Raw genomic sequence first — 17,561 nt, 5'->3', positions numbered from 1 at the left:
AATTTAAGGAGTAAACATACCTATCATATTTTTCAAATGAAGTGTTCTAAAATGATTTATAAAACACACCCACTTTTTTTCTAACTGCTCTGAATTATTTTTAATCTGAGCAAAGCCATAGTATCTATGTAAGCTATGAGCTTTGAAACGGTTGTATCGTATTTAAAACAAGACGCGCTGGTATTTACTTTGCTTAAAATTTTGCTTGTTTTTTCTTTGGCCTATCTGTTTAAGCGGATTTTGCAGTTTATCTTGCTTAGAGCCACCACCAAGCTCACTCAGAAAACCCATTTTAAATGGGATGATTTGTTTGTATCGCAAAGGTTTTTTAGACGGGCCGCTCAATATCTCCCTTGTCTTATTGTGTTTAACAGTGCGGCTTGGATAAGCCCGCCATCCACAACTCTTTATGAAATTCTTATTCGAGGCTGCCAGGCTTATTTTGTCATTGTTTCATGCTTGGTTGTTTTTTCTTTGATCTCTGTCTTTGAACAGATTGCCCATAAGCTTGATGCTTTACAAAACAAACCCATTAAAAGCGTGGCGCAAGCCTTAAAAGTTGTGGTTGTTTTTATCAGCATTATTCTTATTTTATCCCTGCTGCTTGGAAAATCGCCGCTTATTTTCTTAAGCGGCCTGGGTGCCATGACGGCCGTGCTGCTTCTTGTGTTTAAAGATACCATTTTAGGCTTGGTGGCTAGCATACAGCTTTCTTCCTTGGATATGGTCAGAAAAGGCGATTGGATTGAAATGCCCAAATACGGCGCCGACGGCGATGTCACCGATGTCTCTCTCACCACCATCCGCGTGCAAAACTGGGATAAAACCATCACCACCATTCCTGCCTACGCGCTTATATCTGACTCTTTTAAAAACTGGCGCGGCATGCAAGAATCCAAAGGCCGCCGGATTAAACGGTCTATTTTAATTGATATTTCTAGCATCCACTTTTTAAGTCAACAAGACATAGAAAAACTTAAAAACATTGCTGTCCTTAAAGACTACTTAGAAAGAAAAGAACAAGAGCTGGGGGGCTTTGAGCGCAGCACCCAAGAGCAAAACATAAACAATAGACAACTGACTAATATTGGCACCTTTAGAGCTTATATCATTGCTTATTTAAAAACCCATCCAGACGTCAATCAAAACATGACCTTTTTGGTTCGGCAGCTGCAACCCAGCTCAAAAGGCTTGCCCTTAGAAGTCTATATTTTTAGTTCGCAAACAGATTGGATTGTTTATGAGAACATTCAATCCGATATTTTTGATCATCTTTTGGCCTGCATTTCAACCTTTGGCCTACGCGCATTCCAAGAACCGTCTGGCCATGATTTTCAACAGCTGTTAAAGCCTAACAAAACTGCCTAAAAGCATTATTCCATGCTGGCAGTAAATTTTTAAAGCCAAGGACGCACTAGAGTTTCCTAATTTGATTTCTTTATTAAGAGTGCATCGTGTGTCCCACAATTCTATTGTCTTTGCTTATACAAAAGAGCCTTACTCACTGTTTTTAATTTGGTCTACGGTGATCAACATTAATGCTAGGCCTTAATTGCAAGTTGAGCCCGGAATATTTCTGAGTTCTGGTGCTTCACCAGTAACCAAACACCAATCGTTTATAAAATCCCATGAAGTCAGTGCAAGAGAAGTTCCATCAAACAATGTACTTGTTCCTGAAACTGCTGTGCCCCCAGTTTGCGTAACGCTACAGCCCATGCACGTTTGAGTATTGTCATAAAAGCTGTTGCTTATTGTACCGTAGCTTGTATCTACTGTTATTTCACCAGATGACCCAGAGAGTGCGTTGATGGCATTTGAAACAAATAAATCGTTCATGGAAAGCATGGACTCTGTATCTATTCTGCCCACAACACCTGCAAGTTCACTGGTTCCTGATGTGCTTGAAGTGATAATGTAAGATTTTTCAATATTGCTGTTGCCGCTTGACCAACCAACAAAACCGGCTGAGTTTGAAGCTGACGTGGTCAAAGCTGCATTTTGAATATAGGTATCTGTAATGTCACTGCTGCTCAAGCGGCCCACCATTGCGCTATAATAACCCGTTGAAACCGCTGTGGATGTTAACACCAGGTCCTTGATGCCCACTTGAGAAATCAATGAACCATTGAGGGCTCTACCCACCAAGCCACCGTTTTCTCTGTATACATACGAAACATCAATATCGCTTGCCAAAACTTTGCTTAGCGTGCATGCATCCATGCTTCCTACTAAAGCCGCTACATGAGAGGTAATATCATTGGCATCAACTGTAATATCTTCAGCTAAAATATTTTCAATCATCCCAGATGATTCACATCCCCCAACCAAAGCGGCACTGTATGTTATCCCATAGCCAAAGTTATCTATATCTACATTTTTCAAATGTATGTTTTCAATCGTTGCGCCATTGATACGGCCAAATACAGCATAATATGGGTCAGATGGCGTCATATGAATATTTTCAATCAGAAAGCCTTGCCCATCATAACTTCCAGTAAATGAATTCATGCTATTGCCAATAGGTCCAACGCCTAAAGTATCTAAATCTAAATCACAAACCTGAACAAAAGATTTATCCCAATCTGCTTGAGCTGGCACGGCTTGCATGGAAATAAACTGCGCCGGTGTATAAATGAAAAAGGGATCTAAACTTGAGCCGGTTCTTCCTTCAGCAGAATAGCTAGTAAATGCTTGTTGTGTTGGCGTACCACATTCACAGGTCACTTCTAGATCTTCTACTTCTGCACTTACAAGGGATATAGATTCTGGTAAGCTACAATCAAATGCCCCTGGTGCATCAAAACTTATATCAAAGCTTTCTCCTTCTGTAAGATCTTCGGTAAAACTAAATGAACCATCTTCGTCTACAGTTAAGTCAACACCATTAACTGTTATAAGCACGCCTCCTATTGAGGGAACGCCCACAATTGTTCCACTGGCATTGTAAACATTACCGCCGCCAAAAGGCAAGTCATCTCCGCTCACCTGGAAGCCACAGGCTATTAAAAAATGAGCTAATAAAATGTACAGTAGTTTTTTCATATTGATTCTCCTAACAAGCATATTCATCAATGGATAGAATCATAATGCAATTTGAAATAAAGTAAATAAAATCTTGTACTGATCTTATGTAACATTATTTATATCGTTATACCCCTAGTCTATTCAAGGGACACTCTATGTTTTCCTAATTTGGTTAGCTCATTTTTAAGAATGCATAGTGTGTCCCGTAATTACTCTGCTTTTTGTTTTCAGTTATCTTTTTGAAAAAAGTACCAAGGAAGCCCCATTGCAATACCCAGCATCAATAAAATAATTGCCAAGATTAAAGCAAGCTGAAACTGGACATAGGCATTTTTAGATTGAAGAGGGTCAGGCTCAATACTAAACTGAAGTATTTGCACATTGCTACGGATTGCTGTGTAATTGATTTTATAAGACTTCAATGCATTCAATTTTAAGCCGTATATACAGTTACCTTGTTGCTCTAAAATATCATTGGGACAGTTTGGTATCTGTATCACTTCACCTTGAGCGGTCAAATCCATCCATTGATCTGGTCCGAGGGGACTACTCTTGGGAGAGGAAACTTGAATACGAAAATCTCCACCAACATACGGACGAAAACGCACTGACTGTTCCTGGTTGCTGATAATTTTTCTCTCCAGACGCGAGCCGCTGTACCTCATGTAATTGATACCTGCTACGGTCAGTATCAGTAAAGCCAAGCCCATCAAAATACGTCCTGCGTTCATTATGTTTTTATTCATTTTTGCACTCCTTTGATTGATTTAAGAGCACAACTTAAACCATAAATATGAATAACAACTGAACGGTTCATTATCAATGTGAGCTACAAATAAACATTGAACTTTAGCCCGTAATTTATGCTATAATAGAACATTGAGCGCTTCTATCCTTAAATTAAGTATTCTTACGGTCTTGTTTTTTATAGGTTCAGGCTTTAGCCATGAATTGCACTTGTGTTTTCCTCTTGAATACAATTTAAATGAGGACCGATCTGCAATTGTCGTGTGCCGGTCTGAACAAGAATTTATCATCCCAGGTCATATCAACTCTCCAGATATCTTAAGACAAGTCATCAAGGCCAACAAAAGTAAGTCCTTCAAGCTTTACTTTCAAACAGATAAAGATGAACACCTTGTTATTAAAGTGGTTACCGAGCAAAACAGTCGCTAGCTTAAAGATTAGAATATAGAATCATACAAAAATGCTCATACACTTGCTTCACATATACAACTAAAATTTGATGCAAACATACAAAATCCACACTACCAAGAATCATATCTCTAAAAACTGTTAGCATAGTCATTCATGGTTTCACTTTGCACATTCACCCCTAACGATTGAGATAAGTAATGCTGGCTTGAAGGACCATGGCAAAGCTTACCCATAAAAGGTATGGCACTTGAATCCACGTCACCCATTGGGCAAAGGGATAAATCACAATCATAGCCCAAATGAGCGTAAGAAAAACCAAAATCACATCCAGTAAAGCCAAAACGTTGTTTTGCAAAGAAAACTGAAGAGGCGTGAACAAAAGATTAAAGACGATATTCAGTAAAAAAGGTAAGAGAATGATAAAACTAATTTTTTTCTTAAAGGCCAAAAAGCCAACATAAAAAAATGAGACTAAAATCAGGAGGTACAAAAAAGACCACACTGGGCCAAAAACCCAGGCAGGCGGAGCCCAAGATGGTTTGACTAAACTTTGATACCAAGAAGACATGTCCATTGCATTAAAATTTAACATTCATAAGGATAGCAGTCTATATATTACCGATGATATTTTATGCTTGGAAGTCAGAAAGTATACGATTTGTTTTCAATTTTATTGTTTTAGGAATAAGGAGTGTCACTCTTTGGTGCAATGCTTAGTGTCCGTTGCCATAAGCACTACCTATTTGCTTTACGTATGCCTTGCTTGGCGTTTCCATAATTTGATTAAAGCAGTAGTCATTGCTTAAAGTGTTCTCAGCTGCAATGTTATGCTCTTCTCCATATTGGTCTAAAACTGTTTGAATCTCATGATTTTCATTAAAGCCATAATGGCTCCATGTTGCAAGCAAAGTGCTTAACTGAATGATATCCCCTGGTAAGTCTTGTGAACAGCCTTCATAAGCACAGGCAAGTTCTTGACCCTCCTTAATAAAAAATAAATCTATCCATTGCGCTGTTTTTTGGGTGAACACCTCTTGGACAAAACTTACTTTTTCAATTTCACTAAACAGCATGTTATCAACGCAGTCGGTGAGCTTATTTTTAAGGCTGAGCTGCTGATACTGCTGCTTGATATTTTGTAGCCAAAGGGCCTCTTTTCGATAAAAGTCTCTGAACTCTTGATGGTACTCTTTGAGTTTTTGGCGATTATTCTCAATGGTCCAAGCTATATCCTGGCTGTCATCGGTAAGCCAATCTTGAAGAATACTACCTTGATACAAACGTGCCAGAAAGAACCCTGGCGTTGCCGGTCCTTGCACTTTTATTTTTCCATATTTGTCTTCCAAAAGCTTCTTTTTGGCTTCTTGAAACGCATGCATTGACCACTCACGCTGCAGCATTTCATTGGTTTCAATGGTCCAGTGCATGTATGCAATGAGTTCTGTCAGGTATCGACTTCGGCCTTGTCCTCGCTCAATCAAAGTGCTGATGAATGCCTGCAATTGTTGTTCAGAGTTTTTGGATGCATTCATTTCAATAATATTGGAGCTAAACGCGTTTAAGCCACGCGCAGATTGGTGGAGAAGCGTCCGATTCAGATCCACCCAACGCCGTTTTGAAAAGCCGCCCAGACGTTTTTCCCAGCTTACTGGCAATGCATACTCAGCGGCTGAGGTTGCCATGACACCAAACAAAGTGCAGTATAAAATAAGGGCGACAGGATTTGCAGATGCAAATATGATGGTTGCTGCTGAGCCTGCAGATGCCGCAGACAAAACCGTGGCCAACTGGCCGCCATTGAGCATGTCAAAGCGAATTAAGTTGTTAAAGAAGATTCCTCGCCGGGCGGGATCTGCAATCATGATCAAATGCATGGCTTCAAATTGCCTTTGTGCAACCCGTCTGTAATCCGGCCCGCCTTCACCGTAAAGATAGGCAAGAACGGTTTTAAACATGTTTTGTGATAATACGTAATCTGCTTGTGAGGCCTGCATTAAAGAGGCTTCTTCCCAAAGCCGAGATCCACCATAATAAGCCATCCAACCGGCCAACGAGGCTCCAAAACCATTGAGTCCCATTTTCAACCAGCTACGCTTGGCTTGTTGCATGACCTCTTTATTGAATGAGCCTTTCAATTGACGATTGACCGTAATAATCATGTTTCTTAAAGAATCTACGGATGCAGCAAACATACTTCCCAAAAAGCTGCCTGAAGAAAGTTTTTCTATGAGTTTTTCGGTAATTTCTTCGGATGATGCTCCTTCACGCTTGGCGCTGGCCACTGTCATGCTGGAAACAATAACCACCGAAACCATAAGCGATACAAAAAATTGGTTTCTGCCCGATTTAGCAGCCCGAACCCCAGCTTTGGTAGCTGAGCGAAACTTGCGCTTGGCATTCTTTGAGCTGTATTTTAAGCTTTTGGGCCCCCTATACCACGTGCGAAGATTTCCCGCTTTGGAAGCCATACGTGCTTTAACACGTCCTATATTCTGAGAAAAGCCGGACGACTGTGAAATTTTAAAAAAGCGCCCAAAAAAAGAGGGACCGCTGTCACACAAGGCTGGATGTGTGTAAAATAAGCTCAGAGCCAAACATAGGGATATTGGTTTTTTTATGCCTCTAAAGAAATATACCCCCTGCATGAATTTTTTTATATGCCATCATCTTAAAGTGAGACATTTATATACCACTTCATGTTTTTTGTCAAGGCTAAAAAGGACACGCGTGTCGCATCTTTAATGCGTTTCTGCATCTATAGAGATACTCGGTTTTTAAATATACAGTGACTAGCCTTGCAATTAAACAATTAAAAACACATCTACGCTAATGAAAGGCATGCTTGAATTAGGTTTTACCTAAACTCATCAAAGCGTGTTGACTTATTTTTATCAACTTATACTCGATACTCTGGGTTTTCAAAGTCAAAGCGAGATCCTGCTTTCCAGGCTCTACGATCATTGCCATGATTGGGAAGTGGATGTTGCTTAAGAAGACTGGCCATATGCATTAAATTCCAGGACATAATGGTAGTATTGCGCATGGTAAAATCATTATCAAAGCCTACATGAGAGCCATCGTCTTTTTTGTCTCCATACGAGGGGCCAGGCCCTGCTTCACCAATCCAACCACAGTCTGCTTGAGGGGGTATCGTATAACCTAAATGGCTTAATGCATAGCCTATGCTCATGGCAACATGTTTAATCCCATCTTCATTACCTGTAATCACGCAGCCACCAACTTTACCGTAATAGATGGATTGGCCATCAGCATTGAGTTCACCTGACATGGCATACAATCGTTCAATAAGGACTCGACATACAGAGCTTTCTTCTCCCAACCAAATAGGGGTTCCTATAACTAGAATATCGCTAGATTTTATTTTTTTCCAAATTTTTGGCCAGTCATCTTGAGACCATCCATGCTTGGTCATATCAGGATAAACACCAGGGGGTACTTGATAATCAAGCATGTGAATGTTTTCTACTGTAAGCTGTTGTTTTTCTAAAATTTTAGCTGATGCTGTAAGCAAATGCCCCGTATGACTCTTTTTTGGGTCTTTTTTTAAGGACGTATTGATATACACTGCCTTTAAATTTTTATACTGCTCTATTTTATTCATTCATTTACTCCTAGTTTTGTTATTGATTGATTTTAAGAAAAGACTGAATCACATTTGGCTCTTTACTTCTCATAACACTTATATCATAAGGCAGTTGGTCAACAATAGGTGGCGTTTTTTCTGACCCACCCCACGCTGTACCCGCACTCCAGGTAATGATGGCAAATTGAATTTTTTCATAGGGAATGACCTTACGATCTATCATAAGATAAAAATAATCATCCCTTTGAAAGAAAAGGACCGAATGATTATTTTTTACCCCAGGTTGATTGTTTGCATTGACATCACTAAAAACAATAGGGTGTTTTTCTCTATGATCATGCTGATAAATCATTAGGGTTTCAATTGTATTTATAGGTGTAAAGATTTTATTGAGTAGCCAAAACTCAATACTATTGGCACCTGTTGTTTGCTCAAGATCATCAAACATAAAACAATAGTCCAAACCCCCATTTTTTTGCAGGGTCATCTTTTCTTGTTTAATTTTAAAATACAAAAAATGTTGATCTTTTCCATAATCAATAGACTTGATGTTACTGATATTTGTATTTAAATATTTTTGTGTAGCCTTTTTTTTAAATAAACTTTTTAGATTGTCACTTTTTGAAAAACCAACTTCATCCTGCCCAATGATTTTTATTGCAGAAATATTATCTGGAATAGGAAGAAATTTTTCTCCAGATAGTTCAAAGCTGTTCTTATATACTATTTGGTAATTTGCAAAAAACAAACCGGGATCTTTAAAGTATGTTACATCAACTTTTCCTGGATTTTTTTTATAAATGCGCAAGGCCTCATCAGCACTCTTATTTAATAAAATATAGTTTTTATTTCCTTGTCTTGCTTCGGATTGAATATAAGCTTTAGCAAGAGTTACATTGATTATATCTTTGGCTGTGATTCCTTCTAGCTTATAAACACAAGAGCCATAAGGCGATACTTTTTTAAGTGTAGCTTTGTAATTTACCTGATCTACAACAGGTGCATCTGCACTACACCAAACATTTGTTAATGCAGGGATTGATCGCAAATAGGGTGAAAAATCATAGCTTAAATTTTCAAGCTCTGAGCTAAGGTTATGAACCACCCAGACTAAATTTTCATTATCATAAAAAAAGCTGTGATAAATATTAGGGTTTAATTGTTTTAATTTTTTTCTTGAACCAGAAGAAAAAATACCAAGAGATTTTCTAACTTTGATTAATTTTTTATAATGATTCAGAACTGACTTGGGATTTTCTGTTTGTAACTCTACATTTCTTATAGGGTAGTCTTTTGAAAGAGGTGGAAATATTTTATCCTCTGTTGTTGAAAATCCTCCATACTTTTTTTTACTCCATGGCATGGTTGTCAGAGCATCTGTAGTTTGCATGGATTTTTTATTACCTGAATCCAAATACCCTAGAAGGCCAAGCTCTTCACCATAATAAATAAGAGGTGTACCTAAATCTAATAAGTGCAAAGATGCCATCAATTTAATTTTATCTTCATAACTTAAAGCATGTTGGTTAAATTTATGACCGATTCTTCCACGATCATGGTTAGCAAAAAAAGTGAGCTGATGTGGTTTTTTACCTTCATAGGTAAAACTATTTAAGTATTTAGAACTTATAGTTTTTAAGTTGATTTTTGTCCCTGAAAATTGGGTTTCTGTAAAAACACCGTCATAAATCAAATCTAGCATTTCATTTTGATAGCCAATGTAGTTATGGTTGATGGGATATGGAATCACTTCCCCTATTAAAATCTTATTTTTTCCATATTTTCTTACAATAGCTTTTATCTTTTTTATATACTCAAATAGCTCAGGTTGATGCTCATACTGTTTAGGCCCATGAATAAAAAGATGTTTTAAGGCATCCAATCGAAAACCTTCTATACCCTTTGACATCCAGAAATTGATCAAACCTAAAAAATAGCTTTGAACTTCTGGATTGGAATAATGAGGAAAAGGGGCTTGTCCATATAAAGCAAAATAATACTTTCCATTGGATAGTTTATGCCAGCCTCCCCCTAAATAATTTACCCAAGCTTCTTTGGGCTTCTCGTTTTTAAAAAGAAACCAATCCTTGTAAGGACTATTGGGGTTACTGATAGCATCAATAAAAAAAGGGTGATGTTTTGAAAGTGCTATTTCTACAAAATCCAAAATGATTTTAATGTTTTTTTTCTTGGCTTGCTTAATAAGATTTTCAAAATCTGCCATTGTCCCATAACGTGGATTAATTTTATTGAGTTCTAAAGCATGATAACCAAGGTTATAACGTGAAAAATTTTTTGTTTTAGACTCAGCCGCTGTGACAGGGTTAAGGTATATGTAGTCTACTCCAAGATCTTTAAGGTAGTCTAATTTAGAAGTAAGCCCTTTGAGGTCGCCATACCCATCGCCATTGGAGTCTTTGAATGACATGAGAAACACTTGATAGACAATGGCGTTATTTATAGTTGCAAATACATTGCTTATCAGTAAACAAGTGAATAGTATAAATATGTAAAAAAACCTCATAAGCTCTATGTACTTTGACTGAATATTGATTGCATTAGACTTTAACCAACTTATCACAATCAATCAAACTTATATGAACAGCATTTTTTGCCCAATGATGAAAAAGCCTCTTTACTTAATTCAAAGCAAAGAGGCTTTTTAGTTAAATTTGATTTATACTAATACTATTTGATTACATACTGGCTGATAAATACAGCATCAAAATCGCCATCCGTTAGATATTGATCCCAAGTAATGAAAGCATTTCCTGAATCACTCATGGTAATGATTGGGTCATCCGTATCATCATCGCTGTCAGGACTAATATTGTCATTAATAGAGTCTGGATGATCCCATTTACCATTTCTATATTCACTCATGAAAATTTGGTCATTTTCACCATCATACTGGTCCCACGCAATAATTGCATTACCATTGTTATCCATGGCCACTTGAACATCATAAACGTCTTCACCATCTGGGCTGATATTGTCACTGAGTGAGCTTGGGTGATCCCAGCTACCATTTCTGTATTCACTCATAAACACTTGTTGATCTTCTGAACTATCATTTTGGTACCAAACAATAATTGCATTGCCATCATTGTCCATGGCTACAGTTGGGTCATAAGTATCATCTGAGCTCGTCACACTGATATAATCGTCTTCATCTGCAGGGTGAGTCCAACTGCCATTTCTATACTCGCTCATGTAGACTCTTTCTACATCTGGTGTTTCAATATATTGAGTCCAAACAATAATGGCATTACCATTGTTATCCATAGCAATTTCAGGGTCATCAGATTCTTCTCCAGTAACACTGATAAAATCATTTAAATCTGCAGGATGTGTCCAACTGCCATTGCGGTACTCACTGATAAAAATTTGGTCGTCGGTACCGTTATACTGTTCCCAAACAATAATAGCATTGCCGTTATCATCCATTGCCACTTCCATATCATAGACATCTTGACCATCAGGACTGATATTATCATCTGCATCTGCAGGATGGGTCCAACTGCCATTGCGGTACTCACTGATAAAAACTTGATCATCTGCGCCATCGTAACCGATCCATGCGACAATAGCATTACCGTTATTGTCCATGGCGACTTCCGCATCATATAGTGAACCACTATTTGGACTGATATAGTCGTTGGTATCTGCTGGATGAGTCCAGCTGCCATTGCGGTACTCACTGATGAAAATATTATAGTCAGAACCTTCTTCTTGCTCCCAAACAACAATAGCATTGCCATCATCATCCATGGCTATGCTTGGCGAATCTGTATCCGATGTTCCAGGGTTGATATTGTCATCAATTGATGTTGGCCAGGTCCAAGTACCATTGCGATATTCACCAATCATAATTCTATCGTTGCCTTCATTTTGTTTCCAAGCTACAATCGCATTACCAGAGGCATCCGTTGCAACTTCAGCTGAACCAGCATCTTGCCCTTGCAGACTTACAAAGTCTTCATCAGAAGATGGATGAATCCATTCTCTGACAGCACTGACTTGAAGTCCTCCGCAAGAATAAAGCACCAGTGCACTGGCACACAATAATAATGTAAACACTTTTTTTGTTATATAGGGGTATTTTTTGTTTTTCATAAAAACAATAATAATCAACCTATTGATTTATGCAAAAAAACAGAGCTTTTTTGCTATAAAAATCCACAACTTATAATATCAATCAATGACTTTTCACGGGGCATGTCGTCTTTTCCAAATCAACAATTTTAAAACATAAAAATTTAATATTGCACATACCTAACTTAAGATAGCAGAATTTTTGAAGAATAATCATTATGTTTAACCAATCAATTAATAACATTAATTTTGAAAGGATATACATGCAAGTTCAGGTTAATACAGATGAATCAATCAACAATGATCAAAGACTGACTCAATACGTAAGAGATTTAACGCAAGATAATCTACAGCACTTTTCAAGTTTTGTTACCCGTGTCAATGTGCACATGAGTGATGAAAACAGTGAAAAAGGTGGTGCTTATGATAAAAAATGTACTATTGAAACACGAATTGAAAAATTAAAACCTATTGCGGTGAGCCATAACAGTGAAACCATGGAAGAAGCATTGACTGGGGCTTTAGACAAGACACATCGATCATTAAAAAAAATTAAAGAAAAAAACTTTAACCATTAAATTGATAATATTACGTCTAAATTTTTAAATGTACACTTATCTTATTAAAATCTCTAAACTGCTGTGGGTTACACTGATGCTTACTATCTTACTGATTCAGTTTTGGTGCTCTAAGCACAGTATTGATGATTAAGAAATTCATGCATTGATCTTTTTTTCACCTTTATTCTTTCCATGTTGATTGTAGTGCTCAAGCGATGCATTTAACTCAGCGCCAAGTAAAAGTACAAAACCACAGGCGTTCAACCATAGCATAAAAACTATGAATCCACCGATACTGCCATAAATTTTACCAAAGCTGTTAAAATGGATGAGATAAAAATTGAGCGCTAGGGTTACAACAATTGTCAACAATGACCCTAAAACGCTCCCAGGCGTAATAAATCTAAATTTTTGTTGTACATTTGGGCCATAGTAATAAATAAGTGCAAAGGCTGTACAGATAATTAGAAACACAAAAAGCCATTTAATAAGCAGTAAGAGCAACAAAAAAAGCCATGAAACTGTAAAATGTTGTTGTAAATAAGACCATACATTTTCACTGACTGTAATGATTGAGAAGGTTGTTAATAGCATGACCACAAATACTGCCATCAAGAAAAATGATGTTAATCTTGTTTTTATAAAGTTTCTGGCTTCTTTGACTTTATAAGCTTCATTCAATTGGGCAATTACAGCGGCTAAACCGTTAGATGCAGACCATGTCGCAACAATAAAACCAAACGATAATACTGCAATACCACCATTATGTGTTAATTCTTGTATAAAAGATTCAAACATCACTTTAGCATCTCCAGGCAGTAATGTTTGAATAGAATGTATCGCAGTGTTTTGTAAATTACTAAAATCTAAAAAAGCGAAAAGGCTCAATAAAAATATAAAAGCAGGAAAAACAGACAGCGTTAAATAATAGCTTAAAGCTGCTGCAGATTTAGCTATGTCACTTTTTTGAATTTCTTTTAAAAATTTTACCGCAAAGAATTTCCACGAAACAGTTAAATCAAAGACAGATATTTTTTCTTTTTTTTTCATATTCTTTATTTATAGATCTCTAACTAAGAAGTACTATTACACAATATTTATATTTTTCAACTCAATACCTATAAAACCATTCCAGCATAGATTCTTGTTTTTGTTCTCCTTGAGCATCGGTTCCAACACCTGCAGAAATTGCCCAGTTACCGCCCAAACTTTTCCGAATCCCCACCTCTTGAGCTTCATCCCAATCACTTCCTACGGTTGCTGTAAATCCACCCGGTAGCTTTACCCTTGCTGAATACGTCTTGGTATTAGGGTCATAGTTAACACTTTCAACAGGTGTTGACGCTAAAACAAAGAATGAAAAGAAACCAATAGTTTTTTGTGCGATTGCCGCTCTTGTATTTTCAACTGAATTGGATGATCCACTGCTCACGTCATTAGACAGCTGATTAAACAGTATAAGAGAAATAATGTCTTCTTCAGGAAGCGGTGGATTTGAAGAAAGTGTGATTTGTGGGGTTTCGTATCTTTGCTCAACATTGACATAAAGATCATAATCAGCCTTTTTAATTGAAAACCGTCCATCCAAATAAATACTCTCTTTATTAGAATCTGTTTTAACAACAAACTTCTCTAGTTTTGCTTCTCTTTTTAAATATTCAACTTTAAACTGCTCTGCTTTTACAGTGAAGGTAGAGGCATGTTCATTTATTTTTCCTTTTAACCTAAATTTGGCTGCTGGTTTAAATAAATCATACATGATACGGATTGGTTTATTGGGCGTATTGATTGTAACTTCATAAGACAATAGAGATGTTTCTTTTTGTTTCAACTGCTTATCCTGTGATAAATCACTTTCTAATGACAGTTGATCTTTTTGATTTTGCGATAAAATTCTTTCATCGCTGCTAACTTTTGGCATTGAACTGGCAGGATCAAAATTGGGGATAGCCAACTTGATATTATTGAGCAACACATCCAATTTCATGTCTATTTTTTTTTCAGTTGAATCAAAAACAAGTTGACCTGAAGATTGAGTGCCCAATGACTGATCTTTTGATTTTAAACCTGTTTCAACATTAATAGGAATAGAGAAGTACCTTTGTTCTAAGCTTTCTAGTTCACTGTCTTGCCCAAGTTTTATACTTACTTTTCCTTTCAAACTATTCAAAGGCGCGGGGATAGCCCACTGTGTAGCTTCAAGTTTTGTAACTAAATGTTCAAAATGCGGAACCTCCATTAAAAAAAGAAGTTCTTTTATTGTAATTTTTTGTTTGTTCTTAGTGTATGAACCTTGTGTATTAGCTATTATAGTAGTTCCATACTGCTCAATGGGATCTAGTTCAATTTTATAATCAATTATGCCTGGTTGGCTTTCTTTAGCTTCTGCCTTACCAGTAAACGACGTTTTAATTTTGGGTTTGGGTAAACTTGATGACTCAACTGAGTAAAGTGACTCCAAGACAAGCTGAGATGCAAAGTCTACGCTTAAATACAACTTGTCAAAATTATCAAATTTTATTTTTTTAATATTTACTCTTTTAATTGCATCTGACAATTGATCTGCATAGCCTTCTCCTAAAAATGAAGCTTTAGTATTCAATAAATCCAATTTTAAATCGCCTTTTAGTTGACTGTTCACTTGATCATTGACTTGATTCGTCAATTTAACCGATGCTATAACATTTTTTAGGGTATTAACTTTGCCCTGAAGTTTTAATGCTAACTTTTTAGATTTTTCATAACTGAAACTACTGAGCACATCTAAAATATAGTCATCATCAACTGTCTTGCCGGTAATTTTTAAATCTGCTGTGTACTTTTTTAAATCATCAATGATTTCAATATTGCCAAAATTAACATCTAGGCGATTCATAAAAAAATCTTCCGATAAAAAATCTTCAACTACAAAGGGCTTTTTATTTTTCTGTTTTGAATTGGGTTGATTTAGAAATTTAAAATCATGCGCGTGAAAGATAACAGGCCCTAAAGAATAGAGCTTGATTGAAAAATCAGAAAAATCTAAAAGCACCTTTATATCCACCGTATCTAAACATGTTTGAATTTGTTTATTAGATGTATAGATACAAGTGTCTTTTACCTTTAACTTCACTCCTTTTTTCAGAAAACCAACATTATAAACATCAAGCTCCAAATTCTCAGGAAATCCGCGTTCAAATTTAATCAAATCTTGTTGCTGGTAGCCCCAATGCAAAACAGTATTGTTGACAATAGTTTTTGGAAAAAACCATACTGTAGCAATAAAAGCAATGCCTGCTACTATCAAAGATAGTATAAAATATAAAATCGCCTTTAAAAATTGTTTCATTAGAACTCTCTTCCCAGGCTTAAAAAAAACTGTGGGTGTTGTTCTACATCTTCACTATCCCCTAACACAAAGCCATGCGCAACCGTTGCCCTTAAAGTTCCAATAAATGAATCGTATCTAAAGCCCAAACCAGGTGAGCCATATACAGTAGAATTAAGTTTAAAGTTTCTATCCCCAATCATTCCAAAATCTAAAAAGATAAATGGGTCTACCTTATTGGCCAGAAACGATACAAAACGTAATTCGCTCCCACCATACATACTTGATAATGCTCCAATATCATTATCTGGAATTTCTCTTCGACTAAAGCCTCTTACGTTTGTATCACCACCAAGCCACTGAAAATAATGCTGAGGTATGAAGTTACGTACATTGGATTGAGAAGACACAACGGACTCTAAACCAAAACGTACTCCAAAAACATATTTTGGTGGACCAAAATTATAAACATTCCATAAACGCGTGCCACTAATTTTATAATGCTGGGTTCCTACAGACTCTCTATTGCTGGCAAGTATTAAAGATGATGTGAAGTTGAGTTGGTAACCTCTGCGAGGTTCAGTAAGAAAAATTTCAAAGTCGTTGCTGGTTATCTCAAGTGAGCTACGGAAAATACCAAACTCTTTTGAGCCATCAAACGGACCCTTTTCTGTATTTTCAATAATGATACCTGGCCCAGCTTTAAAAGAATAGTAAGTACTTTTTGAGTCAAGCCTAGCTCCAAGCTCATAAAATGTGTTTAAATCTAAAAACTTTTGCTGAACATCACGCACTCTTCTTGCCTCAATACTAGGCTGCATAAACCATCGGTTTGCATTAAACGCATGCCACTCAAAACCAAGGCGTAAATTTTGATTAATTTGTGAGGCATAAAGATCTGCAAACAAAGAAGAACCACTGCGTCCTACACGACTATTTTTCCATCCAACTTTAACAATAGGCAGCTCTTCAGTACTTGCCCCTACGCCTACTTTAAATAAACGATTGGCTCCTGGTTTAACTTTTTGTATTATTTGTAGCTCTTGATTTTGACACTCTGTCAAAAAATAAGAATGATTGATTATGCCTGAATTCTCTGTTCTTTTTGATGAAAGCTCTAATAAATCGCCATTAAATAGGTCACCGGGTCTAAAAGCATAAAATCTAGGCAGCACACCAGGCTTTAAATATTGATCTATACCTTCATCATACGTAATTTTTGGAAACTGATATTTTTTACCTGGCTCTATGTATATATGGAGTGTTTTTGTTTCAATAATAGCTTTAAGTGTTATTTTTGCACAGGCATAGCCTAAAAACTTTAACCTGCGCATCACCCAAACTTCAATTTTATCTAAATTTTCAGAAGTTAATGTTTTATTCTGCCAAGCAATATAGCGTTCATCTTCAAATTTATCTGGAGGATTGTGAAACTCAATTTTTTCAATATGATGCAAGCTACCTGTTGCTACATAGAGTTTATTGTTTGTGATGGATGTTTGAACATCAAAAAAGCTTCTATTTTTTAAAATTTTCTTAAGGGTTACTTCTGTTTGAATTAAAGGTAAATCACTCCACGCTTGAACGCTTTGATCACCACATAAAACTTTTTTTTCGTTTTTCGAAAAATCAATTGGCGCAGCACTACTGATAACGACTTTTCCGTTACATACATTGCTTAAAGACTCTTTTGATGAACGGCAAGACAAAAGCAATAAACTTAGAATAAAATATAGGCCTAATTTTTGTTGCATTGCATAGTATAGTAACTTTTTATTTTAACCCTATGTATTAAAAAAACACTGTTGTTATT

General features: G+C 36.6%; 13 protein-coding genes. 3 read left to right on the top strand and 10 right to left on the bottom strand.

Annotated elements, in window-relative coordinates; translation table 11 throughout:
* The first annotated feature begins 135 nt into the window (after window positions 1–135).
* On the top strand, window positions 136–1,368 hold the full coding sequence (locus tag MRY82_01240; protein MCI5071552.1) for a mechanosensitive ion channel family protein: 1,233 nt from the start codon (window positions 136–138) through the stop codon (window positions 1,366–1,368).
* Between the two features lie 180 nt (window positions 1,369–1,548).
* Here MRY82_01240 and MRY82_01235 read toward each other — a convergent pair whose 3' ends face one another.
* Both MRY82_01235 and MRY82_01230 read right to left on the bottom strand, forming a co-directional pair.
* The gene (locus tag MRY82_01235; GenBank protein MCI5071551.1) at window positions 1,549–3,042 is read right to left on the bottom strand and encodes a hypothetical protein; all 1,494 of its coding nucleotides are present in this window, start codon (window positions 3,040–3,042) and stop codon (window positions 1,549–1,551) included.
* 209 nt (window positions 3,043–3,251) lie between these two features.
* Window positions 3,252–3,770 carry a hypothetical protein gene (locus tag MRY82_01230; protein MCI5071550.1) on the bottom strand — a complete coding sequence of 173 codons (519 nt, stop codon included), beginning with the start codon at window positions 3,768–3,770 and terminating at the stop codon, window positions 3,252–3,254.
* A gap of 133 nt (window positions 3,771–3,903) precedes the next feature.
* Here MRY82_01230 and MRY82_01225 point away from each other — a divergent pair, with 133 nt between their 5' ends.
* Window positions 3,904–4,200 (top strand): hypothetical protein, encoded by a 297-nt coding sequence (locus MRY82_01225; protein MCI5071549.1) that lies wholly within the window; start codon window positions 3,904–3,906, stop codon window positions 4,198–4,200.
* Between the two features lie 160 nt (window positions 4,201–4,360).
* Here the strand turns inward: MRY82_01225 and MRY82_01220 are convergent, their stop codons facing one another.
* The 5 genes from MRY82_01220 to MRY82_01200 form a co-directional block, all read right to left on the bottom strand.
* Entirely contained in the window at window positions 4,361–4,774 is a 414-nt protein-coding gene (locus tag MRY82_01220; GenBank protein ID MCI5071548.1) for a tryptophan-rich sensory protein, read from the bottom strand.
* Between the two features lie 121 nt (window positions 4,775–4,895).
* Complete coding sequence (locus tag MRY82_01215; protein MCI5071547.1) at window positions 4,896–6,650, bottom strand: hypothetical protein; 1,755 nt, start codon at window positions 6,648–6,650, stop codon at window positions 4,896–4,898.
* 428 nt (window positions 6,651–7,078) lie between these two features.
* Complete coding sequence (locus MRY82_01210; protein ID MCI5071546.1) at window positions 7,079–7,804, bottom strand: NAD(P)H-dependent oxidoreductase; 726 nt, start codon at window positions 7,802–7,804, stop codon at window positions 7,079–7,081.
* 19 nt (window positions 7,805–7,823) lie between these two features.
* Window positions 7,824–10,214 carry an alpha-amylase family glycosyl hydrolase gene (locus MRY82_01205; protein ID MCI5071545.1) on the bottom strand — a complete coding sequence of 797 codons (2,391 nt, stop codon included), beginning with the start codon at window positions 10,212–10,214 and terminating at the stop codon, window positions 7,824–7,826.
* Between the two features lie 260 nt (window positions 10,215–10,474).
* The gene (locus MRY82_01200; GenBank protein MCI5071544.1) at window positions 10,475–11,866 is read right to left on the bottom strand and encodes a hypothetical protein; all 1,392 of its coding nucleotides are present in this window, start codon (window positions 11,864–11,866) and stop codon (window positions 10,475–10,477) included.
* Window positions 11,867–12,144: 278 nt separating this feature from the next.
* Between MRY82_01200 and MRY82_01195 the strand changes: the two genes are divergently transcribed.
* The gene (locus MRY82_01195; GenBank protein ID MCI5071543.1) at window positions 12,145–12,459 is read left to right on the top strand and encodes an HPF/RaiA family ribosome-associated protein; all 315 of its coding nucleotides are present in this window, start codon (window positions 12,145–12,147) and stop codon (window positions 12,457–12,459) included.
* 138 nt (window positions 12,460–12,597) lie between these two features.
* Here MRY82_01195 and MRY82_01190 read toward each other — a convergent pair whose 3' ends face one another.
* From MRY82_01190 to MRY82_01180, 3 genes are all read right to left on the bottom strand, one after another.
* A complete protein-coding gene (locus tag MRY82_01190) occupies window positions 12,598–13,491 on the bottom strand; it encodes a YihY/virulence factor BrkB family protein (GenBank protein ID MCI5071542.1) in 894 nt (297 codons plus the stop codon).
* A gap of 61 nt (window positions 13,492–13,552) precedes the next feature.
* Window positions 13,553–15,769, bottom strand: a complete 2,217-nt coding sequence (locus tag MRY82_01185) for a translocation/assembly module TamB (GenBank protein ID MCI5071541.1) — start codon at window positions 15,767–15,769, stop codon at window positions 13,553–13,555.
* On the bottom strand, window positions 15,769–17,502 hold the full coding sequence (locus MRY82_01180; protein ID MCI5071540.1) for a hypothetical protein: 1,734 nt from the start codon (window positions 17,500–17,502) through the stop codon (window positions 15,769–15,771). Before MRY82_01180 ends, MRY82_01185 begins: the two co-directional genes overlap by 1 nt.
* Window positions 17,503–17,561 lie beyond the last annotated feature (59 nt).

The sequence above is a fragment of the bacterium genome, assembly GCA_022763185.1.
GTDB lineage: Bacteria > Bdellovibrionota_G > JALEGL01 > JALEGL01 > JALEGL01 > JALEGL01.
This window is presented reverse-complemented; position numbering and strand designations above follow the sequence as displayed.